At 49.8% G+C, this 26,217-nt stretch carries 20 protein-coding genes; 8 read left to right on the top strand and 12 right to left on the bottom strand.

Features of this window, described 5'->3' with window-relative positions; all coding sequences use genetic code 11:
• Positions 1–3 precede the first annotated feature (3 nt).
• From BMW79_RS22725 to BMW79_RS22775, 11 genes are all read right to left on the bottom strand, one after another.
• Positions 4–1,566 carry a PQQ-dependent sugar dehydrogenase gene (locus BMW79_RS22725; RefSeq protein ID WP_218150415.1) on the bottom strand — a complete coding sequence of 521 codons (1,563 nt, stop codon included), beginning with the start codon at positions 1,564–1,566 and terminating at the stop codon, positions 4–6.
• Between the two features lie 13 nt (positions 1,567–1,579).
• Positions 1,580–2,818 (bottom strand): Nramp family divalent metal transporter, encoded by a 1,239-nt coding sequence (locus BMW79_RS22730; RefSeq protein WP_089898384.1) that lies wholly within the window; start codon positions 2,816–2,818, stop codon positions 1,580–1,582.
• A 19-nt stretch (positions 2,819–2,837) separates the two neighbouring features.
• Positions 2,838–4,409, bottom strand: coding sequence for an SLC5 family protein (locus BMW79_RS22735; protein ID WP_089898386.1), 1,572 nt, complete (start codon positions 4,407–4,409; stop codon positions 2,838–2,840).
• A complete protein-coding gene (locus BMW79_RS22740) occupies positions 4,406–5,794 on the bottom strand; it encodes a neutral/alkaline non-lysosomal ceramidase N-terminal domain-containing protein (protein WP_089898388.1) in 1,389 nt (462 codons plus the stop codon). Before BMW79_RS22740 ends, BMW79_RS22735 begins: the two co-directional genes overlap by 4 nt.
• A gap of 17 nt (positions 5,795–5,811) precedes the next feature.
• Positions 5,812–6,579 (bottom strand): SDR family NAD(P)-dependent oxidoreductase, encoded by a 768-nt coding sequence (locus tag BMW79_RS22745; RefSeq protein WP_089898390.1) that lies wholly within the window; start codon positions 6,577–6,579, stop codon positions 5,812–5,814.
• Between the two features lie 20 nt (positions 6,580–6,599).
• Positions 6,600–7,778 (bottom strand): galactonate dehydratase, encoded by a 1,179-nt coding sequence (dgoD, locus tag BMW79_RS22750; RefSeq protein WP_089898391.1) that lies wholly within the window; start codon positions 7,776–7,778, stop codon positions 6,600–6,602.
• Positions 7,775–9,091, bottom strand: a complete 1,317-nt coding sequence (locus BMW79_RS22755; protein ID WP_089898393.1) for an aspartate aminotransferase family protein — start codon at positions 9,089–9,091, stop codon at positions 7,775–7,777. Before BMW79_RS22755 ends, dgoD begins: the two co-directional genes overlap by 4 nt.
• 53 nt (positions 9,092–9,144) lie before the next feature.
• Complete coding sequence (locus tag BMW79_RS22760; RefSeq protein ID WP_089898395.1) at positions 9,145–10,404, bottom strand: glycosyl hydrolase family 28-related protein; 1,260 nt, start codon at positions 10,402–10,404, stop codon at positions 9,145–9,147.
• A 28-nt stretch (positions 10,405–10,432) separates the two neighbouring features.
• Positions 10,433–11,896, bottom strand: coding sequence for a RagB/SusD family nutrient uptake outer membrane protein (locus BMW79_RS22765; RefSeq protein ID WP_089898397.1), 1,464 nt, complete (start codon positions 11,894–11,896; stop codon positions 10,433–10,435).
• A gap of 18 nt (positions 11,897–11,914) precedes the next feature.
• Complete coding sequence (locus tag BMW79_RS22770) at positions 11,915–14,992, bottom strand: SusC/RagA family TonB-linked outer membrane protein (RefSeq protein WP_089898398.1); 3,078 nt, start codon at positions 14,990–14,992, stop codon at positions 11,915–11,917.
• Between the two features lie 519 nt (positions 14,993–15,511).
• The gene (locus tag BMW79_RS22775; protein ID WP_089898400.1) at positions 15,512–16,150 is read right to left on the bottom strand and encodes a GntR family transcriptional regulator; all 639 of its coding nucleotides are present in this window, start codon (positions 16,148–16,150) and stop codon (positions 15,512–15,514) included.
• Positions 16,151–16,385: 235 nt separating this feature from the next.
• Here BMW79_RS22775 and BMW79_RS22780 point away from each other — a divergent pair, with 235 nt between their 5' ends.
• From BMW79_RS22780 to BMW79_RS22815, 8 genes are all read left to right on the top strand, one after another.
• Positions 16,386–16,907, top strand: coding sequence for a DinB family protein (locus BMW79_RS22780; protein WP_089898401.1), 522 nt, complete (start codon positions 16,386–16,388; stop codon positions 16,905–16,907).
• Between the two features lie 7 nt (positions 16,908–16,914).
• A complete protein-coding gene (locus BMW79_RS22785; RefSeq protein ID WP_089898403.1) occupies positions 16,915–17,376 on the top strand; it encodes a hypothetical protein in 462 nt (153 codons plus the stop codon).
• 29 nt (positions 17,377–17,405) lie between these two features.
• Positions 17,406–18,122 carry a hypothetical protein gene (locus tag BMW79_RS22790; protein ID WP_089898406.1) on the top strand — a complete coding sequence of 239 codons (717 nt, stop codon included), beginning with the start codon at positions 17,406–17,408 and terminating at the stop codon, positions 18,120–18,122.
• Positions 18,123–18,252: 130 nt separating this feature from the next.
• Positions 18,253–18,804: a gluconate 2-dehydrogenase subunit 3 family protein gene (locus BMW79_RS22795; RefSeq protein ID WP_089898407.1), complete on the top strand. Its 552-nt coding sequence runs from the start codon at positions 18,253–18,255 to the stop codon at positions 18,802–18,804.
• A gap of 11 nt (positions 18,805–18,815) precedes the next feature.
• On the top strand, positions 18,816–20,525 hold the full coding sequence (locus BMW79_RS22800; protein ID WP_089898410.1) for a GMC oxidoreductase: 1,710 nt from the start codon (positions 18,816–18,818) through the stop codon (positions 20,523–20,525).
• 136 nt (positions 20,526–20,661) lie between these two features.
• Positions 20,662–21,843: a hypothetical protein gene (locus tag BMW79_RS22805; RefSeq protein ID WP_089898412.1), complete on the top strand. Its 1,182-nt coding sequence runs from the start codon at positions 20,662–20,664 to the stop codon at positions 21,841–21,843.
• Entirely contained in the window at positions 21,843–22,589 is a 747-nt protein-coding gene (locus BMW79_RS22810) for a DUF2625 domain-containing protein (protein ID WP_218150416.1), read from the top strand. Before BMW79_RS22805 ends, BMW79_RS22810 begins: the two co-directional genes overlap by 1 nt.
• 100 nt (positions 22,590–22,689) lie before the next feature.
• Positions 22,690–23,502: an enoyl-ACP reductase FabI gene (locus BMW79_RS22815; protein WP_089898414.1), complete on the top strand. Its 813-nt coding sequence runs from the start codon at positions 22,690–22,692 to the stop codon at positions 23,500–23,502.
• 247 nt (positions 23,503–23,749) lie between these two features.
• On the opposite strand, the gene BMW79_RS22820 is transcribed toward BMW79_RS22815, so the two are convergent.
• A complete protein-coding gene (locus BMW79_RS22820; protein ID WP_089898416.1) occupies positions 23,750–26,209 on the bottom strand; it encodes a glycosyl hydrolase family 95 catalytic domain-containing protein in 2,460 nt (819 codons plus the stop codon).
• Positions 26,210–26,217 lie beyond the last annotated feature (8 nt).

A 26,217-nucleotide genomic window follows, 5' to 3' on the forward strand; every position in this document is an offset into this window, starting at 1 on the left:
CGGTTACTTTTTTTCATTGAGAACGTTACCGGTCATTTTTTTCCGGGCCTGTAATACCCCGGAAACCGGTACGCTGTCTGTATGATTATTCCAACTACTACGGATATACGATGTTACGGCGGCCAGGTCCTCATCCGGAAGGAAACCAAAGGCCGGCATCTGCTCCCCTGCTGCTGCGCCCTTGCGTCCATTTACAATGGTGCTGATCAATGGCGCTACGGAACCATTTACCAATGTGTTCTGATCCAGCGCAGGGAAGGAGCCTGGTACGCCTTTTCCATCGGGCTTATGACAGGCTTCGCAGTAATTTTTATAAACAGCGGCTCCCCTGGAAGCAGCAGGCTTCGCTGCGGGTAAAGCTTTCAGCACAGGAATACCGGGAGCTGTTACAGCATGCTGGTCCAGCGCGGAGAGCCGGATGATCCGGTCGTCGTGTGGCAGCGGGAAACCCTTACCCGGATTCCAGTCGCGGTTACTCGTAGCGATATACACATCGCCGGCGGGCGACACACAGATATCGCGGATACGGCCGAAGTGGCCGGAGAAGTAAATATCCTCTGCAGTGACAGCATCCTGCGCAGCATTGAGGTGCAGTACACGCAGACTGGCAGCTTTCAGTGTACCCATCAGGATACTGTTTTGCCATTCCGGAATGCGGCTGGAAGCGTAATAGTCCACCCCTGCCGGTGCAATGGTAGGCGTCCAGGCTTTCAGCGGCGCGGTGAAGGGGAACGAGTCTGCGTATGCCTTTTCATCGGCACGGTCCGCAAACCCTTCTACCCGTGGCCAGCCGTAGAAAGCTTTCTTTTGTATATAATTGATTTCATCATCAGTCGCATCTCCGTGTTCGGAGGCGAATAAGTGTCCGGCTGATGAATATACCAGTCCCTGGATATTGCGGTGGCCACGGCTCCACACCGGGCTTCCGGGATACGGATTATCGGCGGGAATACTGCCATCGAAATTCAGGCGTAATGTTTTGCCATTGATAGAAGCCGTGTCTGGTGCATTTTCGCCATTGGCGGCATCGCCCGTAGAGAGTATAATTTTACCATCGGGAGATATGGCTACCCGGGAGCCGTTATGCCCCGTATTACCGGGCAATTCCAGCAGTACCAGCGGATCTTTCAGGGTATCGGCGGTATAGGTATACCTGACCAGGCGCGATACGATGGAAGAATCTTTATTCAGATGTGTATAGTCCACGAACACATAAGGCAGCAGTTTATTGTCAGATACCGCCATGCCCAGCAATCCCAGCGTGCGTTGCCGGTATACATCCGGAATAGTCAGCAATAACTTCCTGACGCCGGTTTGTGGATCTACCTTGCTGATGGTACCGCTTTGCTCTGTGAACCAGATCTGCCCGTCAGGCCCCCAGGCTATTTCCCAGGGTACATTCAGGTCGGATATAATAGTGCTGATGCCCACCGGGGTGGTATCCAACGCTAATATCGCCTCCACCGGAAACTGCACGGCAGCGGGCTTCCGGGCGTTCCGGAAGAAAAGGTAGCCGCCTGCCGCGAGCAATAAAATTAACAACAACACCGACATCAACTTTTTCATGCAACCAGTATTATCAGCTAAAAAATAAAGTAATGGCATTACTTACCGCCAGACCGAGCATGATCAGTAAACCGATGCCTGCGGCGATATTGGTAAAGAGATTATTTTTCAAAGACCCCATGATCTTTGCATCATTGGCCACAAAAAACAGGGCAATACCTATAAAGGGTACAATGAAGATGGTGACCGCCTGCGCCAGCACAATCAGTTCCAGCGGCAGCTTGCCAAAAACAATCGCTACTGTGGCGCCGATGAGCATGATAACGGCAATGAATAAACGTACCATTTTTGAACTCAGCATACCACCAAAGCCGAGGGCATCTCCCAATAAAGTACCACCTAAAGCGGCATTACCCAGCAGGGAAGAAAAAGAAGCTCCAAACAGGCCTACCAGAAATAAACCCGCCGCCGCATTACCAAATACCGGTTCCAGCACCTTCGCCATATCAGTGGCTGAGGTAATGCTGATACCGGCAGGATGCAATACCGTAGCCGCACAGATCATCACCGTAGCACTCATAAATCCCAGGATGAGCATACCCGGCAACGTTTCCTTCCCGGTTTGCTTTACCTCCGGCCGCAGGCGTTTTCTTTCCTGCACCAGGTACGATTGATAAATAGCTCCCACAATAGAAAAACAGGATGCCATAAACGCAATCACCAACTTTTGCGAACCCGCCGGTACAGATGGTACCAGGCCGGTAGCAATGCCTGTCACAGAAGGTTGTGACATGGCCATGGTCACGATAAAGGCAAACAGCATCATGATGATCAACGCAATCATGATCTTCTCCAGTTTTTTATAAAATCCCCGGAAGAACAGGATGCTGATCCCTGCTATGTTACAAACCACTATCCAGATTTCCTTGGAACTATGTGTGGCCTCTGCCAATGTAATACCGGCGCCCACAGAGTTCCCTGCCTGGAAAGAGGCCGTTACCAGGAACACCCCAACGCCAATGGCTATACGCGCAGGCATACCCCATTTGTCGCTGATGGTGCTGAGCAACGACTGGCTCGTCGCAATTCCCACACGGGCTGCCATCGTAGTAAAAATGATCATGAAAAAGATAGCCACCACCACAATCCATAAAAGGGAAAAGCCGTAAGAGGCGCCCATGATGGAGGCAATGGTCACTTTACTGGGACCAAATACCAGTGCGGCCGTGATGAGGCCGGGCCCGAGCGATTGCAGCCAGGCGCGTGATCTGGTAGTAGTGGTCGTTTTTGTTTCGAATGCGGTTGTTGACATAACTGAATATATAAGGAGCTTATGCAAATCGGATATAGAAGAATAATACAATGGCCGTAATGAGCGCCCACCAGATAGTAGGATTACGCCATCCCTGCTGCTGTGCTTTCTGCTCCGGCGGCAGCGATAAGCTGGCGCGGTTCCAGATAAGCCCGGCGAGTTCTGCTTCCGGCTTAGGTTTGGTGAGCAGACTTACCACCACACACAATGCCATGCAGCTCCAGAAAACAATACCGGTCCGGTTAAAGAAAGGCATAGCAGGAAAAATCATTTCCATCGCAATGGACATCGGGATGGTCAGTATGCCTGCCGCCAGCGCACCGGCGTGGGTAGCCCGTTTCCAGAGAATACCCAGCAGGAACATGGCTGCAATACCCGGCGTAAATAGTCCGTAAGCATTCATCAGGTACAGGAACACCGGTTTATTTGAATGTGTCAGGAATAAACTGGTGCAAAGAATACCCAATACAATAATTACGGTACCGGCTATACGCCCAAAACGCACAGCCTGGGCTTCGGTTGCCTCCTTGCGGAAATACGGCAGGTAAATATCTACCGTAAGAATAGTAGTGCAGGAGTTAATGGCGCCTGATAAATGCGACATCACGGCGGCAATCAGACCCGCCATCACAAGGCCTACGAGACCGGAAGGCAGCAGTTTTTCCACCAGTGTGGGAAACAACAGATCCGGCTTCTCGAGGTTTGGAAAAAGTTTCGGTGCTACCAGTGCGGGTACCGTGATAATGATCGGTACCAGGAATTTGAGGTAATCACCAAACACCACGCCCATGCGGGCATGCCATTCATTTTTGGATGCCATCACGCGTTGTACGATAAACTGGTTGGTAGCGCAGTAAAAAACGCTGATACACAACACGCCGCCCAGGTACATGGTCCACGGAAAATCGGGATCATTGGCGGGCAGAATCAGGTCCCAGTCCTTCACCGTATCCGTAATCGCAGATACACCGCCAGCGGCATTCACCGTGGCTACCGTGAGTGCAATGCCGCCCATTACGAGTACGACCAGCTGCAACATTTCTGTCCAGATCACAGCGCGTAAACCGCCGGCAATCGTGTAAATACCGGTGATAACGGCCAGGATGATGACGCTGGTCATCACAGAAATGCCCAGCAGGGAATGCAGTGATAAAGCGCCCAGGTACAACACCGCACTGATTTCCACCAGTACATAGGTGAGCAGGATCAGGGCCGCATATGTAGTTCTGGCAGCAGTACCATATCGCCGTTCGAGAAATTCGGGTACCGTATAAAATCCGTTACGGATATAGAAGGGCAGGAAGATCCAGAGCAAAGCATTAAAGCCCATGAGGATAGCACCCCATTCCATGGCAATGGCTACGAAGCCACGGCTGTAAGCCACGCCCATAGCGCCTACCAGGTGGTGGCTGCTGATATTGGCAGCAATGATGCTGCCACCGATCATCCACCAGGGGAGCTTATCCCCTGCCAGGAAATAATCGCGCTTGGTTTTGGTGCCCTTACGGGAAGCATACAACCCCAGGCCGATTACACCTAATATGTAAACGCCGAAAATAACAGCATCTAAAGCAGTAAGGTTCAGATTCATGTAGACAGGATCAATCGTTGGGAAATAGCTGTGGCAGATGCAGTCAGCAGTTCAAGCGCACCGGGCGCAAAAGGCGTTTGCCATACGGCATAACTTTGCCGGCTATACGCAGTTTCAGGCGGCAGGTACCCGGCATAGCCGTTTACGATGTTCATGACCGCTACGGCTGCGGGCGATAATAACTTCCGCAGTTCCTGCTGGAAATCAGAATACGTTTCATTGGGTTGTCCTATGAGGATACCATCTCCCAGTCGCCATACCCATAGCGGCATCTCCGATACCTCGCCATCACCGATGGTTTTACGGATACCACGTTGCCGCCATAGCCGTTCTTTGATCACATGATCTTCGCAGGCTTCCCAGGCCGCTTCTATTTCTGCCAGGGAAGGCAGCGCTTTCAGCGGCAGCGGTACCCGTGTCATTTCACCTTGTACTACTCCGGCAGGATGGTAGCATGCTTTGGCCCACATGGCCAGTGAAGCCCCTGATTCTACGACACCAGTAAACTGTAATTCCTTATCGGGCGGCAGCATGGCTTCGAGGGCCGACAATACCGCAAACCCCAGCTGGCGGCCGTAATGGTCGGCCAGCGAAGTATCGCCACTGTATTGCTCCGCCGGCGACAGTTCGCCGGAAGCACCCTGTAAAAAGAGACAGCTGGCGCCGGTATGTAGCTCTACCAGTGCGCGCATGGCGCCGATATAATCGGGTGATAACAAGTCGTTCGCAGCACCCAGCGTAGTAGGATGACAGGCATAATTCACGATCGTACCTGTTACCACACCAGCTTCACTGGTTATACGTCCCACCAGCAACGTGTCATCTGCGGCAGCCTGCGGGTTCAGGCCCGTAATAATACGGTCGCTGCCTGCTTCCGGTAATTCCCGGTTACAGGCCAGATCACATTTGCCGTAATGCCAGGTAAGGGTAGCCGTTGTCGCCGTTTTAAGGGCATTTTCAGCCGCTTTCACGGCAGCCTGCTGTACCAGTGCCAGGTAAGGTGCAATCAGCTCACCACCGGGCTTATTTACATCTTCTGTGAAGGTACTCGGACCGGCATGGGTATGCGTTAAGCAAAACATCAGCTGATACGGCTGTAACGATAATGCCGCGAGGATGCCTTCGCGCAGTCGTCGTTCATCGGCAGCGCTTTTCCACCAGCCCAGATCGGCGGAAATAAGGATCAGCGGCTCGCCGGACGACTGCTCTTGAAAAGAGAAAGCGGTGAGGGTAAGCGGCATATGAATGCCGGCAGCCACCTCATGTTTTGCAGCGCCCCAGTTGCGGGCATAGATGCCTGCAGGCGGTGTGATATCTTCTCTCCCGGTTCCTATCCATCCTTTGAAGGAAGGATTTCTGAACGGGGCATATGTTTGCTGCTTCATGCTAAAATGCGTTTTTGCTACCTCACTAATGAAAGACCGCCATCCATGAGCAGGATACTGCCCGTAATATGTTTATTGGCCGGATCGCAGAGCCGGGCCACCTGTTGCGCCACTTCTTCCGGAGTGATCAGCGCGCGTACCGGCACCTTTTTACGGGCCTCTTCGCGCAGATCAGGCGCCTGGTCCCATACCTGCCTGCTTACACCGGCATCCACATAGCCCGGTGCAATTTCATTCACCATAATGCCATGCGGAGCCAGTTCCAGTGCCATACACTGGCAAAGCATCCGCATACCGGCTTTGGAAACTGCATAGGCAGGAATATTTGCATGTACTGCTTCTGCTGCCCAGCTGCCTACAAACACCACACTGCCGGTCATATCGAGCGATAGTAACCTGCTGGTTACCGCCCTGGCCACATAAAATGCGCCATCGAGATTTACCCGCAACTCCTTCGACCACTGTTCCGCGGTGATTTTATACAAACCGGCAATCGTTACCGTAGCCGCATTGGCTACTACCATATGAACAATGCCCAGCTGCGTTTCCGCTTCCGTGATCCAGGCATCTACTGCTGCCGCATCGGATACATCCACGCAGGTGTAGTGACACTTTACGGGATACTGACCCAGCTGTTCCAGTAAGGCAGCCGCCTGAGCGGCCGGTTGCACATCGCCAATGGCTACATTGGCGCCTCCGGCTGCAAAAGCAATCGCCACAGCGCGACCAATATCTCCCAAACCACCGCTGATCAGCACAGTCTTCTGTTCAAATAATTTTTTCATGCCCGGTCCTGTTTTAATAGTTACCAATCACCTACGCTGCCGTCTTTGTAAAACGTGCGTTGTAATACTTCCTGCTGAAACGGATGCTTCTTTACTTCCGCCTCATTGATTTCGATGCCTAATCCCGGCTTATGATTCGGACGCACAATACGTCCTTTTTTCTCAACAGTAAAGCCCTCGCTCACTACCTCGTCGCGCCAGGGGACGTCATTGTGCACACTTTCGCAAATTGCGTAGGAAGGCGTAGCAAAACCCAGTTCAATAGACGCGGCGGTACTCACCGGTCCCTGGGGGTTATGCGGCGCCACCGCAACACGGTAAGCATCTGCCAGCGTAGCAATGCGCCGTGCTTCACTAAGTCCGCCGCAATGCGTAATATCCGGCTGGATCACACTCACCGCACGCTTCTCCAGCAAATCGCGGAATGCATGCAGTCCTACGAGGCGCTCTCCACTGGCAATAGGCGTTTTCACTGCGCGCTGGATCAGCGCAATATCGTCCATGGTTTCAGGCCAGCAAGGCTCTTCGAAGAAGTAAAGGCCATAGGGCTCCAGCGCTTTGGCAAACTGCATCCCCATCAAAGGACTGGGGCGGGCATGGCAATCGACCATGATGTCGATGTCTTCCCCTACCGCATCCCGCATGGCTTTCACGCAGGCTTCTGCATAACGGATCGGTTTCAAACCTTCGAGTGGCATGGTTTCCGGCACGGCCATCGATTTAAAGGCCGTGAACCCGTCTTCTACCGCACGTTGTGCCAGTTCACCAAAGCGGCCGGCATCATCCGGGCGGGTTTCGTAAAAGTCTTCCATCTTTCCGCCGCCGAGGTGGCAGTACAAACGGATATAATCTCTCACCCTTCCACCCCACAATTCATGACAGGGCACGTTATGTATCTTTCCTAAAATATCCCAGAGGGCAATATCGATACCGCTGATAGCAGTACCCCGCACAATACCGTTGCCATGCCAGAAGTGCTGGCGGTACATCATCTGCCACAGGTGTTCAATACGGCGCGGATCTTCTCCGATAAGGAGTTGCGAGATATCTTCCACTGCTCCCACTACGGCACGCGTGTGCCATTCGAGCGTAGCTTCACCCCATCCCCATAATCCCGGCTGATCGGTCACTATCTTGATAAAGATCCAGTTGCGCATCCGGGCATGACATACCTGTGTTTCTATGGCTGTAATTTTCATAACTGGTCTACAATGATGTTGGTTTTGGCTAATGTTTCTTCAATATCCTGCACGGTATGTGCGAAAGATATGCTTCCTTGTTTGATTGGCAATGGAAAATTAAAGATGCCCTGCTCAATCAGTTTCAGTCTGTAACTTTTATCGAAAGCAAAATCGTGATGCGTAGCAATATCGTGAAAATCTACCGGTGCATGATCCATGAAATATACGCAGAAAGCAGAACCCTGGCGGGCCACATTAAACGGCCTGCCGGTAGCTGAAAAGATATCATTTAACCCATCTTCCAGCAGCTGCCCCAGCTTATTGACATGTTCATATACGCCTCCGGCAGATAACTTACGCAGCGTAGCGATGGCTGCGGCAGTCGTTAAAGGATGTGCATTGAAAGTGCCGGCGATCAATACCCTTTTACTTTTCTCCGGATGTACAAAATAATCCAGGTACTCTTTTTTACCGGCAATTACGCCCATGGGATAACCGTTGGCCACTGCCTTTCCGAAAGTACTCAGATCCGGGCGTACACCGCAAAGCTGCTGATAGCCGCCCAGCGCATGACGGAAACCGGTTTTCACTTCATCAAAGATGAGCAGGAAACCATTTTCATCCGCCAGCTTACGCAGCGACTCCAGGTAACCGGGCAGTGGTTTTACAATACCCACATTCTGCAAAATCGGCTCCAGCAGGATGCCCGCTACCGGGTAACGCTTAATGATATATTCAACCGAGGCGATGTCGTTGTAATTGACTACATGCACCAGTGCTTTATGTTGTGCGGGAATACCGGCAGATAAGGAATCGAACGGATATTCACCTGGACTTACCCTTTCGCCTACATCGGCCAGGGAGCTGATTACGTTGCAGGCTACGTCGTTGTGCCAGCCATTGTATCCACCCTGCATAACGATGATATGATCCCTGCCAGTAACGGCACGGGCTATACGAAGGGCATGATAGGTGGCTTCAGAACCGGTGGTTGTAATCTGTACGCTATCTGCCGTAGGCACACATTCGCAGAACAGGCGTGCAAATTCACCTTCCAGGTTGGTAGGACCGGCACCCATGAGTAAGGTGGCTTCGCCAAGTGTTTGCTGTACCGCTTCGTTTACATCGGGATCATTGTGCCCCAGGAATGCCGCTGCAAACCCCGCCTGGTAGTCAATGTATTCATTGCCTTCCAGGTCCCACACCCGGCTACCTTTTCCTTTTTCAAAACAAATATTAGGGTCTGATTTCCGGTTCAGCGATACTACACCACCGGGGATCCACTGTTCGTTGCTCTTCAACAGCGCTGATGATTTGGGCCATGCGTTCATAATGAGATACTGTTAAGATTTTTGATGAAATACTCATCAGCGTACTTGCGCTGCTATTCTATATTGGTTATTTGTATATCTGAGATCAGGCTGTTCTTTATCATCGCGCCAGGCGCATTGATAAAGAGATTGCCCGGTATGTTTTTATGTTTGATATCCACGTGCCGGATCTCCAGGGTATCGATTACCGTTTGGTCGTCGAACCAGAACTGTGAATTGGTGTACCTGGTTTCCGTACGCTGTATATGTTCAAAGGAAATGCGGTTTACCTTCGAATATTTTACGCTGATCACCGCATAGAGCGTGGGAAAACCGGGATGCTCCGCCCGTGAATAAACATTGGCACCGCTGACATTGCGCACGGTTACATTATTGAAGTAACCCACTTTATCGAACAGGCTGTAGAATAAGACGGATGCGACAGCGGTATTTCCCTGCACCTGATCGATGGTAATATCTGATACGGTCCTGCCCTCAAAAGTATAGAAGGCAACGGCCTTCAAGGTGGGAACAGAATCGTAAGCCATCTGCGGAAATATATTCCTTACCGTTATATCGTGATAATCGTATGCCGGAAAAGGCGCCATCTTTCCCTGGAAACAGGCGCCGCCAGCTGCAAAGGCTACCAGGTCGTCGTTGGTAAAGCCTGAAATATTTTCTATTAAAACATGGTTTCCGCCACCAGTTACGCCATCTCCGTTGTTCATGAGGGCACTGGTGCCTTTGGTATCACGGAAAGGATTCTGTTGAAAATGAATGTCGTGAATATGTACTGTATCGCATTCCATATAGGCAATGCCCCAGCTGCGGGTGCTGTCGATCTGCAATGCCGCTACTTTCAGCCGGTTTACTTTATAAAAAAAGAAGCCGAAACAAAAACGGGAATCTTCCACGGTAGCGGCGAGGGTACGCTTTTGTGTGTACCCGTTACCGTTCCACTTACCACCGGTTACGGTGATATTCCTGTTACCATTCACCAGATCTTCATTTCTCAGCAAATATTCATTGGACCCTTTTTTGAGATCTATATAAGCGCCGGCACTTGCGGTGAGCGTAAAGTCCGAAGGCAGGCATATAGCCCGGGAAATGAGATAATGGCCTGCTGGTATAAACGTTTCACGGCTGCCTTGTTTTTTTGCTTTATCGATGGCTGCCTGAATGGCGCGTATGTCATCTGTTTTTCCATCTGCTTTTGCACCAAATGATTTTACGTTGGTGCCCTTTGTCAATTGGGCCCGGGATGCCACGCCACTGCACAACATCATGATGCATACTCCCATCATCTTTAACAACATCCCGGACCTTTTTAACATACTGCTCCCTGTTTATCTGTTCTAAAAATTAATATTGATCGTTTTGTGTCAGCACACCCGGCGTATAGAGATCAATCTGTCTCTTCGGAATCGGGAATACTGCCATATAAGCCTTTGGTGATAAGGTAACGGACATCGGAACGCCGGTTACATTGTTGTACAGCCTTTCTTCTTTAGTCATTACGGTAAGGAATTTACCGGTACGCACCAGGTCCATCCAGCGTTCATTTTCGTAGGCCAGTTCCAGTTGTCTTTCCAGTAACAGCTTGTTGAGAAAATCATCTGCGCTGGCAATGTCTGCGGCCACATAATCATGTGAAGCGTCACCGAAAGCCCTCTCCCTGACCAGGTTCAGTTGCTTCAGCGCATTGCCTTTATCGTTCAGGTTGTATAAGGTTTCTGCGTAGAGCAGTACCACATCCGCATACCGCAGTACCGGGATATCCAGGCCGGAAGAGTTGATGGTATGTTTTACCGCATACTTGTTTACATAAGGATAGAAGGTGGCGGCAGCGCCATTGGCAGGCGTATACATATCGGAGATGGTATTCGCTTTGCGCTTGTCGCCGGGCACAAATAATTTATCCAGGCTCCAGGAAGGCAGTGCTATTTCATTACCCCTGTCTACGATACCGAATAACCCACCGTTAGGGGTATACGAAGTTGACAAGGTCTGACCACTGGTATTTTCAATGTACTTCATGGTGAAGATCACTTCGTTATTATCTTCTGTGGCCAGGCTCCAAAGCGTGGAGAACTGCGGTTCCAGTTTATAACTGAACTCCGTATTCACTCTGTCAAAACAGATTTTCGCATTGGCCCAGTCTTTCCGGTAAACGTATACCTTACCCAGCATGCCCAGTGCAGCGGCTTTGTTTGCACGGCCTTTGGCAATGCCAGCAGGCAGCGGCAATTTGTCTGCAGCGTCTTTCAGGTCACTGATGATCAGTGCATAGATATCGTCTGCGGAAGCGCGGGGCATGTTCTTCGCTTCGTTGATCGACAGCGAAGTAGTGACTTTAGGTACGCCACCGAAAAGCCTTACCAGGTCGAAGTAAAACAGTGCCCGCATAAACTTTGCCTCACCGGTGAACTGGTCTTTCATGTTGGCGGCGTAGTCGGTCGGATTGTCGATGTTCTGCAACAGGGCATTGGCTCTGCCGATGCCTACATACGTCGCTTCCCAGAAGTCGGCTACAATATTGTTATCCTGGTTCACGGCCAGCATGTCCATATCGCTGGCGCCGGCTACGGAGGTGTTACCAGACATATACAGGTTATCGCCGGGTACCTCCATGATAAGGTAGTCGTTCTGCTTTCTTTGTTGCAGGCTGTTATATACACCCAGGGTGGCCTGGTTAATATCGTTGGAAGTTTTGTAGAAGTTACCGGTGGTTAAAGTATCATCCGGTTTCAGGTTCAGCAGCTTATCGGTGCAGCCGGTCATTCCCAGCAAAAGCAGCATCTGTACGGCAATGAAGGTCTTTTTCATCTCTGTTTCTTTTGCGGATTAAAAATTAAAGTTGAAGCCCAGTGCATAGGTGCGGTTCAGTGGCTCAGAACCGGTGTTGTAACCGGGCTTACTGTTGATACCACTGATCTCTCCATTCGTGTAGCCTTCCGGGTTATAACCGTGGAATCCTTTTTTGGTCAGCATGATCAGGTTGCTGGCAGAGAAATACACGCGGCAGTTGTTCATTCTCAGCTTGCGGATCAGTGCTTCCGGCAGGTTGTAGCCGAGGTTCACATTGCGTACGGAGAGGAAAGAAGCATCTTCGATGTACACATCGGAACCTGCCTGGTAATTGAGCGTACTCAATGCGCTGGCGGGCATCTTGCCATCACCGGGATCGGTAGGCGACCACCACTGTGTTTCTACCAGCGAACGGCGCATAGCGCCTACCAGGGCCCCCTGGTAGTATTCATTTTCAAAGTTGTAGATCTTCGCGCCTACAGAAGCCTGGATGGCAACGCTCAGGTCGAAGCTGTTCCAGGAGAAATTGTTCACCATTCCAAATATTGCTTTCGGCTGGAAGTTGCCGAGAATAATTTTATCGTTGGCATTGATCACTTTGTTGCCATCGGTATCCTGGTATTTTGGATTACCTGGTTTAGAACCCGCCAGCACCGGGGTGTTAGCTACATCTGCGGCGTCTTTCAGCACACCGGTCGTTTTGTAGCCATAGTAAGAAAACATCGGCTCTCCTACCCTGAGAATCCAGCTCATACCAAACTGGTCGGTGGTAATTCTTTCGTTTACACCTCCCAGGTCTTCTACCCTGTTTTTGTTTTTGGAGAAGTTGAAGGAAGTAGACCAGTTGAATTTACCGATGATATTTTTAGAAGTAATTTCCAGTTCGATCCCTTTATTGCTTACCTGTCCGATGTTGGATAAACCGCTGGAGAAGCCGGTGGTGATGGGTACGGACACTTCATACAACAGGTTGTTTGTTTTCTTGTTGTAGTAATCAAATATAAAGCTCAGGCGGTTATCGAGCACGCCGAGTTCTATACCCAGATCGATTCCGTTTGTTTTTTCCCAGCCCAGTTCGGGGTTACCATAGTTCGCTTGTGCCTGTCCTTTGGCGATGGTGTTGTTGGGTGCATAGATGGCGTCCTTCATCTTACCGAGATAAGCGAAATCACCGATATTGAAGTTACCCGTTACGCCGTAGCTGGCGCGGAGTTTCAGATCACTCACGGGTTTGAAATCCCTCATGAAGTCTTCCTGTTTTGCTCTCCAGGCCACGGAAGCGGATGGGAAGTACCCCCATTTGCTGTCGGGACCGAAGCGGGAGCTGCCATCTGTTCTGATGGAGGCCGACAACAGGTATTTATCTTTATACGCGTAGTTCACACGGCTGAAATAAGATACCAGTCCCCAGCTGGATTTGCTCACCACCGTGGCGGCGGGATTGATGAGTGCATTATTGAGGGTATGAATAATATCGTTATTATAGGAACCCGGTGTGGCGGAGAAGCTGGATGCCTCGCCATCATTGCGTTGGAACGACATACCGGCAATAGCGGAGAGATCATGACCACCTTTAAAAGTAGTATTATAGCTCAGTACATTTTCATTGATGATATTGATGGTAGACGATTTATCCTGTCCGCCGGAACTCTGGCCGCCGCCATTGGCCCAGGAAGCCTGGAAGCGGTCGGTCTGGTTAAAGGCGATGTTGGTACCTACAGAAGAACGGAAGGATAATCCTTTGGCGAGGTTCAGTTTCAGGTACATATCGCTGATGTTGCCAAAGGTGCTGCCGTAATACTCGGTACCATTGAGCGTAGCCATAGGATTGAGCTGACCACTCACGACGGCGCCCCAGTAGTCACGCGCCTTGGGATAAGTACCATCGGCACGCTGGATCTGAACGAAGCTGGGATACTTGGAGAAGTTGGCTACATCTACAGACGCAAAGCGGCGTTTGGAGTAAGAGGGATTGAGCATGAAGCCCACGTTCACCACCTTGCTGGCTTTCACATCCACATTGGCTCTTACGCCATAGGTTTTAAACCAGGTATTATGGAGGGTACCTTTTTCATCTTTATAGGTACCGGAAACATAGTAGGAAACTTTGTCGGTGCCACCGCTGGCAGAGAGGTTGTAACTCTGGATGGGCGCTGTTTGCAGCACGGCATCCTGCCATACTACGGCATTTCCTTTACGGATGGTATCACTTACCTGGTAGGCGGCGGGTCTTCTTGGATCGCCCCATACCGGGATGGATACATCACCACCCGCCCAGGCGAATTCGCGGTTCTGGTATTTCACGGCATAGTCGTAATATTCCTGACCGGTGAGCCAGTCGTTGTGTACAATGGCTTTCGACAAACCGGCATACCCGTTGAAATTGAATTTCGCTTTACCTGCCATGCCTTTTTTCATGGTCACGAGTATAACGCCACCGGCTGCACGGGAACCGTAGATAGCGGCGGAGGAAGCATCTTTCAGTACTTCTATGGATTGCACATCGTTCATATTGATGCTACCGAGGTTGCCGCCGGGGATACCGTCGATCACGATGAGCGGGTCGTTACCGGCACTGATGGAACCGGCGCCACGGATACGGATTAACGGAGCGGTACCGGCGGTGCCCCGGGTCTGGGAAATATTTACACCAGCGAGGCGGCCTACCAGTGCGGCTTCCGGGCGACCGGCAGGAACCTGGTCGAGGATGGTATTTTCTACTTTGGATACAGAAGCCGTGACGGAGGTCTTTTTCACCACACCGTAGCCAATCACCACTGTTTCGTTCAGTGTTGTTTTGGAGGGTTGCAGGGAAACGAAGAGCTGATTGCTGTTGCCCACCCTTTGTTCGGTTTTATCATAACCAATGAAGGAGAAAATAAGTATATCCGTTTCCGTTGCACGGATGGTAAAGTGTCCTTTGGCGTCGGTAGCCGCGCCGTTTTTGCTATCTTTTACAAGTACAGTAACGCCGGGAAGTGGTACCTGGCTTTGCGCATCGAGTACAGTTCCTTTGATTTCCCTTGCATCCTGGGCAAGGAGCAGCTGCGGAGGGCAGAGGGAGATGGCCGTTAAGAGCAGCCATGCGAACAGGCAGAGGTGATTCCCTTTCATAATTCGTTGGTTAGATAAAATGTTTAGATAATGTAACGTCGAAACAGGTTGATTTTTTTGCCGCCGGCCTTTAGCCATCAGCGTTCGTTTTTCATTTAATCTGCGTGTCATTGTCACTTCCTGCGAAGTGTAGTCGTTTTTCTCTTTTATGCCGGCAAGCACGGATGATTACAGGCGGTTCTTCTTACGTGACGGATCTGCTCCTACAGCAGTCCGTTATATTGTTTACATTTTCGATTTCTAAACGGAGGGTAAATCAAAAGGCGGTTGTTCCTATAGAAAGAACGGGACACAGGTTGGACGTTCAGCGACAATAGCTGTCAGTTGCCGGTTTTACCGGAAAAGTCAGAAATTATTCAGTCGGCATTCACAAGGCAAGTCCAATACCCACAAACACGATCTAATAGGTGCGCGTTGATTATGTTTACAAATATAGATTTATTTTGTAAACAAAAAAATATTCTCAACAATTTCACCAATTAAATTATTCCGTGTAGCGGGGCATTGGGAAAATGGGGGTTATTCTACTTCCAGGGTGGTAATTTCGCCACGTACAAGATGCTTTACCAGCGCTTCTTCCGCGAGTTTTAAGTCTTTATTTTTCAGGGCGGCAACGATCTGGCGGTGTTCTGCATCGGTTTCTCCGTAGTCGTCCATCTGCTGCAGCATCTTACCCAGTTTCATATGGAACAGGGGGATATTGCTGGATTGATACAGCTCCATCAGCTTATCATTGCAGGCGCTGGCCACCAGGGTTTCATGGAACTTCATATCGGCTTCACAGGCGCCGCCCAGGTAGCCATTCTGCACCATATTGGTAAAGTCGTCACAGATCTTCTCCAGGGCCTGGATATGGCTGTCTTCACTGCGCTGCACCGCCAGGCGTAATGCGCCCAGTTCCAACAGTTCCCTTAACTGCCGGATCTGGCGGATATCATCTGCATTCATCGACTTCACAAAGTAGCCGCCTTTCTCTCCGAAAACAACCAGGTTCTCCCCCAGCAGGCGGGTCAGCGCCTCTCTTACCGCCATACGGCTCACTTCCATCTTCTTCGCCCATACGTCTTCTTTCAGCCGCATGCCAGGCACCAGTTGGTTGGAAAGGATCTTGCGGCGTAATTCTACATATACTTTATTAGCTAAAGAGTCTGTTTTCATAGTAAATAATGTAAACGAAATATTTTTTCAAAAGTAAACATTTTTTAGCGATCCTATAAACACCCTTCTTAAATAGCAATAATTTTACAGGAGCCGGAAGGTTTTACCTGATCCGTTAATGTGGTTGACCTTTTTTCAATTTTACAGCATAATAAATATACCAGACCCACATCGCATTTCCAATTCAAAGGAATTATATTTGGTTTCATCACCCCTCACCAAAATCTGTATCGTCATGAAAGTAATTTTCGTACTGCCGTTCCTGTTGTTGCCACTGCGTAGCTTCAGTCAATCCCCCACCCTGAAATCCGTGTTGCTGCAACAACTGAAAACAACGCATAACAAAGCGGAATGGTTTGTGCCGGTTAATACTGCCGTAGAAGGACTGACGGCAGAACAGGCCAACTGGAAAGACAGCAGCGGTAACCACTCCATTGCGCAACTGCTGAATCACCTCATTTTCTGGGACCTGGGACTGCTCGAAAAGTTCAACGGTAAAACACCCGCCCCGTTCAATGGCAACAATGATGAAACTTTTTCCGCTACTACTGCGGCCCAATGGGAGGCTTCCGTGAAACGCATCGACAGTGTACTCACTGCCTGGGAGAATGCCATAGCGCAGGCAGATGAAAAAACACTATCTTCCAATTATGCCACCATTGCCGACCTGAATACGCATAATGCATATCATACCGGGCAAATTATCTTCATCCGGAAAATGCGGGGTAACTGGAATCCGGAGAAAGGCGTGAAGTAAAATAATTATGAAAATAAATCCGAAACGTAAAGGCCTCATCATCGGGGCCCTTTTTACTGCTGTTTCTCTGATGCTGGTAGCTACGATTATTGTGCCTGCCATTGCGGTACTACCTGTTTTCCCGATGGAAAAACTGGCAGGTAATATCGTAAAAGGCTTAACAGACAACCATCTGCAACTGCTGACAATCGGCTTGCTGGGTAGCATACTGCTCCTCATACTGATACCTGGCATGCTCCTGATCCGGTCATCCACCCTTCCCGGCGAACCTGTCAGCAGCGGGAAAATCATGCTGCTGATGTTGCTGCTGTATTTTATCATTCACCCATTTGTTTTTTATATTTTTTCTTATCACAAAGCATGGAACCGCGCTGACGGGCAATACCTGATGGCAGCCTTAGTTACTGTACCTTTCAGCAGTTTTGCCTTTGTCATCGTCGGTGGATTAATAGACCTGGTTAAAAAATAAACGATTTTCCCGTTTTAAATCCCACTACCGTGAAACGTATTGTAACACTGTGCCTCCTGTTCCTGTACTTCGCTCCTCCTGCCTTTGCACAGGACAGCCTTCCTAAAAAGCATTACATGCGGCCCATTATCTGGACCGCCCCTGTAGCCAGAAACACCACCATCAACGGTAATGCATTGAGCCTGATTACACTGCCCTGGAAAAAAGCCGACACCCTGCAGGTAAATGGACTGAACCTGGAGTTCAATCCCCTTACCACATTCGCGAGCATTTACGCAGTAATGGGCGTGGTACTTTCTCCCTTCGGCAACAAAAAAAAGGTGGAACCATTCGGTGAAATGGGAAGTCCGCATGTTTTTCCCAACGACAGCAGCGGTCACGGCGCCATCGTCAGGGGCATTTCCCTGAGCGGAGGCGGCCTGATGGCTAACCTGGATGGCATTGGCGTCAACGGCCTGGTGTCTATGGCCCCTCATGTACGCGGACTGGAAATATCCGGTATCATGAACCTCCATTATGATTTCCGGGGCGTGATCATCGCCGGGTTACGTAATAAAACCACTACCGGCAAAGGTTTACAGATAGGGTTGATCAATGTCAGCAAAGGCGGCCAGCTGGTGCAACTGGGACTATTTAACCGCATCGGTAAACGGATTACCCCCATCGTCAATTTTTCCTTTAAAAAACAAAACCCGCCACCACCGGTTGCCCTTACCACTTTCCCGTTGCTACAAAAAACCTTGTAAAAACTCCCGGATTCGTTTATATTTAGTCCTTATTTCAAGTCAGAAACGCTGATGAATAACGTTTTTGCGGAGGCTTAAGATTCAAAATAATGCAGACCAATTCCCGTTTAATTACACAAAATTCCTATCAATGGCAGTGAACAGACGATCAGCTATAAAGCAGTTGCTGTATGTATCGGCAGGCATGGCGTTATTACCTGCCTGTCTTCAGAACACCCGCAGAACTTCCCTGGAGATTAAAAATATCAAGGTAGATGGAGAGCAGGGAAAAATGCTGGCAGAACTCGTGGAAACGATTATCCCGGCTACCAGCACCCCAGGCGCCAAAGAGCTTTCTGCCCATTTGTTCACCCTGCTGATGCTGGACGACTGCTACAATAAAGAAGACCAGCAAAAATGGCTGAAAGGCATGGAAGATTTTGAAGCCGCCAGTAAAAAAATGAATGGAAAAAGTTTCCTGGAAAGCAATGCTACGCAACGCGCCGCATTACTCACCTCCATGGAAGCTGCCAAAGATGACAAAGACGATGTGGCGTTTTTCTACCGGACTACCAAACGACTCACCATCCAGGCCTATACCAGTTCCAAATATTTCCTGACAAACGTAAATGTCTACGAACTGGTACCTGCACGCTACCACGGATGTGTACCGCTGAAACCTTTTACCCATAAGCTTTCCTAACGATCAACGATATGAGTACCAATAATACCAGTCTGCAAAACCGTACGTTCGATGCCATTGTTATTGGCTCCGGCATCAGCGGCGGATGGGCAGCAAAAGAATTCACAGAAAAAGGGCTGAAAACACTGGTGCTGGAAAGAGGCCGTGATGTAAAGCATTTAAAAGACTATCCCACTACCAGCCAGTTCCCCTGGGAATTCCCCCACCGTGGCCAGGTACCGGAAGCCATCAAATCTGCGAACCCGGTGATCAGCCGCTGCTACGCCTATAAAGAAGATGCCATGCACTTCTTTGTGAAAGACACCGATCATCCATACGGACAACCGAAACCGTTCGACTGGATCCGGGGTTACCAGGTAGGCGGTAAATCGCTGATGTGGGCGCGTCAGACACAGCGCTGGAGCGACTTCGACTTTGAAGGCCCGGCCCGCGACGGCTTTGCCACCGATTGGCCCATCCGTTACAAAGACATTGCACCCTGGTACAGCTATGTCGAAAAATTTGTGGGCATCTCCGGTAATAAGGACGGCCTGGCACATCTCCCGGATGGCGAATTCCTGCCACCCATGGAACTCTCCTGCGTAGAGAATTATTTCAAGGATTTTGTAAAAGACAATTATAAAGACAGACAGGTCATCTACGCCCGTTGCGCCCATTTAACGCAACCGCAGCAAGTGCACCTGGACCAGGGCAGAGGCCAGTGCCAGAAAAGGGATCTTTGTCAGCGTGGATGTCCGTTTGGCGGCTATTTCAGCAGCAACTCCTCTACCCTCCCCTGGGCAGAAAAAACCGGTAACCTCACCCTGCGCCCCTTCTCCGTTGTACATTCCATCATCTTTGATGAAAAATTAGGAAAGGCCAGCGGCGTGCGCGTTATCGATACCAACACCAAAGAAATGATGGAGTATTATGCCAAAGTGATTTTTGTGAACGCCGCTGCGGTAAACACCAATGCGCTGTTGCTCAATTCCACTTCCCATCGCTTCCCTAACGGCTTTGGCAACGATAGCGGCGTGCTCGGTAAATACTTCGCATTCCACAATTATCGCGGACATATCGGCGGACAATACGAAGGATTCAAAGACTCCACCACAGATGGCCGTCGCCCTACCAGCGCCTATCTGCCACGTTTCCGGAACGTACAGAAGCAGGAAACAGACTTCCTGCGCGGTTATGCCGCCGGTTTCTCTTCCGGTAGAGGATCACATACCAACACCGATGGATTTGGCACCACGCTGAAAGATCAGCTGTTCAACAGCGAAACCGGAGGCTGGTATGTTGGCTCACACATGATGGGAGAAACCATTCCCAAAGAAAAGAGCACCGTTACACTCGACGCACAGAAGAAAGACGAATGGGGCATTCCCATCATCAATATCGACGTAGACTACGACGATAACGATGAAAAAATGCTGAAAGATTTCTTCGAGCAGATGACTGAAATGTATACCAAAGCCGGTTTCACCAATATCTCCACAGGCGACTCCAAACAGGCGCCAGGACTGGATATTCACGAAATGGGCGGGGTGCGTATGGGCAATGATCCCAAAACATCCATGCTCAATAAATGGAACCAGATGCATGCCTGCAACAATGTATTCGTAACAGATGGTGCATGTATGACTTCCACCTCTACGCAGAATCCATCGCTCACTTATATGGCGCTCACCGCCAGGGCTGTAGATTACGCCGTGCAACAACTCAAGAAAGGAGAAATTTAAATTCAGTTATATTTTTAGAAGCCCTTCTGCAGATAAGTGTATCTGCAGAAGGGCTTCTTCTTTGGCACCTGCCATGAAGATGCTATTTCCATCGCATCAATAATTTTCTATTTTTACCTTTTTAAAACCTATACATATGAAATTCATCCATGTAGCACGCCTGGTAATAGGCTGTTTCTTAACCTTTATGACGGTAGCCGGTCATGCGCAGGTAAAAGGCGCTTTTTCTGTTGGTGGTGATATCACCAAATATTACCCCGTTGTTTTTACAGATTCTGCCTGGGACCACAATGACGTTTCGGAACTACAGATTGGCAGGTCTTATGTTCATCAGAACGGTCTTTGGTGGGGTTCGATTATTGCTACCTTCAGGTATCACACTACAAATTGGGGCGGTGGCTCCCATTTTATTGATGCAGATATCCGCCAGTACATCAATACAGTTGCTCCCTATGATTATAATAAATTCGTAGCTGGCTGGAAAGATGCCACAGGTGTGAATAATGCAAAGATTATTATCATCTGGCTAAGGGGAAACACCAGTTATAGCTTTAGTTCCAGGTACAATGATAAAGTTTCTGTTTATGATGGCTCCGCAAACGGCCCCCTTCCTTACACAGAACCATTAAGCAGTACGACCCATACTTTCAAAACGACCGCCGACTGGTACGTTAATACAAATGGTTCCACCTATTCCGGCAGCACCTATTCACTGGGTCCGATTAATTACTTTTACGGCAATGTAGGCATTGGCGTTCCATCGCCAACGGCTAAACTGGAAATTGCCGGATCCGCTCCATGGACAGCTGCCGGCTGGGGCAAAGCTATTAAACTTGGTCGGGCGCAATCATTTGAACTGGAAGCAGGCATGAAGAAATTTGGCATTGGTGCATCTTTCGACAGCTTGCTCACTTTCTTCTCCTCCGATTCTGACACCTCGTTAGCACCGCTCAGATATCATATGATCATCAACAACAATGGAAGCATAGGGATAGGAACCAATCCCAACAACAACTATCGATTAGTTGTAGAAGGCGCCCTGGGCGCGCGTCGATTAAAAATTACCCAGCAGGGCAACTGGGCTGATTTTGTATTTCATCCCGACTATCAACTGCCACAACTATCCGCTGTAGAACAATTCATTCAAAAAAATGGCCACCTGCCGGAAATCCCTACTGCTGCGGAGGTGAAAGAGAATGGTGTGGATGTGGGAGAAATGAATAAACTGCTGTTGCAAAAAGTCGAGGAGTTGACCCTCTACCTGATCCAGCAACAAAAAGAGATCAATGAATTAAAAAGTCTCATTAAAAAACAATAATGCCCGTTACCGGCATAAAAGCGGTGGCGCCATCCGGTGTCACCGCTTTTTTATTTAATATTGCAGCTATGAAACCTGTCAATGAACTGATCAATACGAAAGAACCAGGCTGGGACCTGGTAAAGGACTGGATTAAAAATGGTAAAAACCATATTGAAATTCTTCCGAAAGATAGTGCCCGTGCAGAGCAGACTTTATATGAAACACAGGTAAGCACCCGTTCTCCTATGGGCGCCATTATCTATGAAACCGGTGGTTTGCTCGTAGATCATGGATGGATAAGGGTATTGGGCTCCGGCTCCGAAAAACTGGACCGCACCCTTCCGCGATGGAACGAAGGAAAATCGTTTGACAACATCGGTGATCCTCCGGCGTTCCTGCTCATCGCCGACGATGTGATCGGTGGTTTCTTTGCCATCAATGCCGGTGGACTTGCACCACAGGAAGGCATTGGCAGCGTATTTTACTTTGCACCCGATACCCTGGAATGGGAAAACATGGAGATCAACTACAGTGATTTTATCTCCTTCTGCTGCTCCGGCGATATAGATGGCTTCTACGGCGCTTTCCGCTGGGAAGGATGGCAGGCCGAAGTAGAAAAACTGAATGGCACACAGGCCTTCAGCTTTGCGCCTTTCCTGTTTACCAAAGAAGGGAAAGATCTGTACAACGTGAGTAAAAAGGCCGTACCAGTGCAGGAATTATGGTCGTTACAAATGGACCTGCAAAAACAATTCGGCCACTGATATCACAAAATGTTAAAATTTATCCGGCGCTCTTTCTGCAACATTAATTACCCTACATTAGCTGCCTGTAGCTAATCAATCCTTACACTAAAACTTAGTCATGTCTCACAATTTATTAAAAGGTAAGAAGGGAATTATTTTTGGTGCGCTGGATGAAAAATCCATTGCCTGGAAAACAGCGCTGCGCTGCGTAGCAGAAGGTGCTGAAATTGTTTTAACCAATGCACCCGTAGCCATCCGGATGGGTGAAATCAACAAGCTGGCAGAGCAATGCAAGGCGCCCGTAATTGGTGCAGACGTCACCAATATGGACGATCTGGACAACCTGTTCCTCAAAACAAAAGAACATTTCGGTGGCGGTGTGGATTTTATCCTGCACTCTATCGGTATGAGTGTGAACGTACGTAAAGGCAACGACTATACGAATCTGAACTACGACTACATGCATAAATCGGTGGATATCTCCGCCATGAGCTTTCACCGGGTATTGCAAACCGCCATTAAGCACGACGCCATCAATGAATGGGGCTCCGTAGTGGCATTGACTTTTATCGCTGCACACCTGGCATTCCCCAACTACAACGAAATGGCCGACATCAAAGCGATGCTGGAAAGCATTACCCGCAGTTTCGGATACCAGTACGGCATGAAAAAGAATGTGCGTATCAATACGGTGTCACAGTCACCCACCATGACCACCGCAGGACAAGGGATTTCCGGCTTCGATGGCTTTGTGAGCTTTTCCGAAAAAATGTCGCCACTGGGAAATGCTACCGCCGACCAGTGCGCGGAGTTTACCGTTTCCCTCTTCTCCGATTACACCAGAATGGTGACTATGCAGAATCTCTTTCACGACGGTGGTTTTTCCAGTACCGGTGTAACAGAAGCAGTCATTCAACAGATGTCTAAATAGAAAACAATATAATTGACAGGGATGCATTCCTGTAGAAGCCGGACGGGTTATACTCGTCCGGCTTCGTTGTTTTTTACAGCATTTACCTCCCATTCAGGCGGTCTGCCATATAACAAAATTATGGCCTCAGTCCCAGGTCAGTCCCTGTTCCCCCGTACATAAGCCCTATGTAAGCACCTCCATAATATATGGTTTATCTGGCAATAAACAATAGATTATTTAGACGATGTATGGGAAACGAAATATCCTACGGCCTTAAACTGATCCGCTCTCCGGGAGCAGTGTTCAACTCCAGTACTCCTTTTGTAATGGCATGTTTCCCGCTGGCGTTGGTATAACTTCCTTTTGCGCCCCAGGGTACCATTACTTTCAATGGATGTCCTTTTTCACTGAGAATATTTACCGCAGTCACCTGTCCTTTCGCCTGCCGGGCGCTGACCAGGAAAGCGCCTGCGGCACGCAGGTTGTCAAAGGCAGCATCTTTGGTTTTCGACCAGTTGGGAAATAAACGGATGGTGCCATTGTAGCCCTGCATCAGGCATTCATTGACGACTGCGGGCAGTGCAAAATTCTCAAACCAGATGCCCATGGGCGCCATGTAGTTAAAAGGCGTCTGATCGTTGTAGCGGCCGCCTGTCTGCATTACCATATCGGTGGCGGTACCGTTTGGCAGCAGGGAATAACGTACCTGACGGCTAAAGCGGTCGAGATCCAGCTGGCCTATACGGGCGGCCTGCAGGTGCTGCATCACGAGGTCGTTGCCACCTTCATTCTGTTGGTGCAGGAAGGTGTTGTTTAATAATACAGCGGTTTCGCCGGTGGTGTGCAATCCATGTTCTTCGCCCGGGAATACTGTTACCAGTGGGTTTGGGAGATTATATACTACCTGGTCATGTTCTTCCGGTACAGATACCAGCACCTTGCCGTACTTATGCGACATAGCCGTAGGATAATCGGGGTAGTGCGCCAGTATGTCGCGGATATCAGTCAATAACGTTTGTTCGTTAGCGGTAGTACCCATTATGGTTGTTGCCTGTTCAAAGGCATGAAAGATGAATTTTGTGAGGGTAAGATCAACGGTGCAATCGTAGTTGTATTTAAAGCCGGTTCGCAGTGCATACAACTCCGGCGGTACGGTCGGGAAAATGTGATAGCGGTCGTCTTTCCAGCGGGAGCCGCCATGCGCATCGGGGCGTTTCATATAAGCCACGAGAAATTGTACTGCTGCACGGATCGGCTCATAGGCCCTGCTGCGCAGGAAACTGGTATCACCGGAGTAAAGATAGTGCCACCACAAACCCTGTACAGCCCAGGGTGTTTCACTGACTTCCCAGCCCCAGTCGGGCACCGGGTAAGGATTCATGGTCATTTCCACCGGGTAGGCGGAGTGCGGAAAATAAGCGCCGGGCAGATGATAATATTCCTGTGCCCATTTCCGGCTTACCGGCATGAGGTCTTCGATCAGCTGCACATAGGGCAGGTTTTTCTCGGTATGATTACTGGAAAAAGTAACCCAGAAAGGTTGCTGGGTGTTGTAATTCATATGGTAATCGCCGTGCCAGGCGGTACCTATTTTGTTGTAGCTCCAGTTGGCAAACAGGCCGGGGCAGGTAACGCCTTCCCTGGCCGCACAGTTCAGGAAATAAAGATTGCGGTACCAGAGTTCTTCCAGGAACGCATCGCCGAGTTGTACGGCAGATTTGCGCCAGTAGGCAGACCATACCCGGCGACTCTCCGCAGCGGCCTGCTGGTAAGCACTTGCGGTAGGCGCAGCAGCAGTGGCTAATGCTTTACTCACTTTGCTGTTTAATCCTTCTTCCAGCGTTACCACGGCATTGAAATTATTCTGCGGGGCCAGCGCAGCTTCCAGGGCGCCCATTTCTTCGCGGTCGCCGCTCCAGTTGATGCGGGAGGTCTTTTTCAGCGATGTATTCACCTGTACGGTTAAACGAAATGCTTTGTCTTTGGGCGCACCGGTCACCGGGTTGTATTTCCGGGGTTCTTCTGAGGGCAATATCTGCCGGAAAGACAAACTACCGGCAGCCAGCTCCTCTGCGGTGGTATGACGGGGAAACTCCGCCGGCGTGGAAGGATCCGTCATCACTTTCACGCGGTTAAAAATATTGGCGGCGGGTTTGCCGGCAGCATCGGTCAGCTGCATATAGAGCTGATCGTGCTGCATGTCCGTAAATAACTCCAGCAACACGGTGCGTTTATCTTCCATTAAAAATTTCACGGTACACACGCCCCTGGAAATATCCAGGGTGTGCCCGATGAGTTCTGCGGTACGGCGGTCGAATCCCAGCACCAGCGACCCGCAGGGAAAGGGCCGGGGATAAGGCTGGTGATAGTTATCTGCCGCCATGGCATTGTACTGCTGGTACCAGGTATCTCCGGCCAGATCGGGAATATCTTTTACGCGGTTGAACACATAGTTGAAATCACGGAGCGAGTCGCGGTGATTTTCCGCGATGCGGATATCCCAGACGTTGTTATGTCCGAAATACAATACCACGGCATCGGGCCGGGTGGTCACCACCACGCCCATGCCGCCATTGCCCAGCAGGGCGCCTTCAAAAAAATCGGGAGCGGGCTTGTTGTACACCAGCGCATGTTTTGCGGCCAGTTGCTCCGCAGACAGCGGCGCCTGTGCATCCAGGACCTGACTACAGAGTGCAGCCAGTACAATACCATACAGTTTCTTCATAACGGGAA

It is taken from the genome of Chitinophaga arvensicola (assembly GCF_900110835.1).
GTDB classification, from domain to species: domain Bacteria; phylum Bacteroidota; class Bacteroidia; order Chitinophagales; family Chitinophagaceae; genus Chitinophaga; species Chitinophaga arvensicola.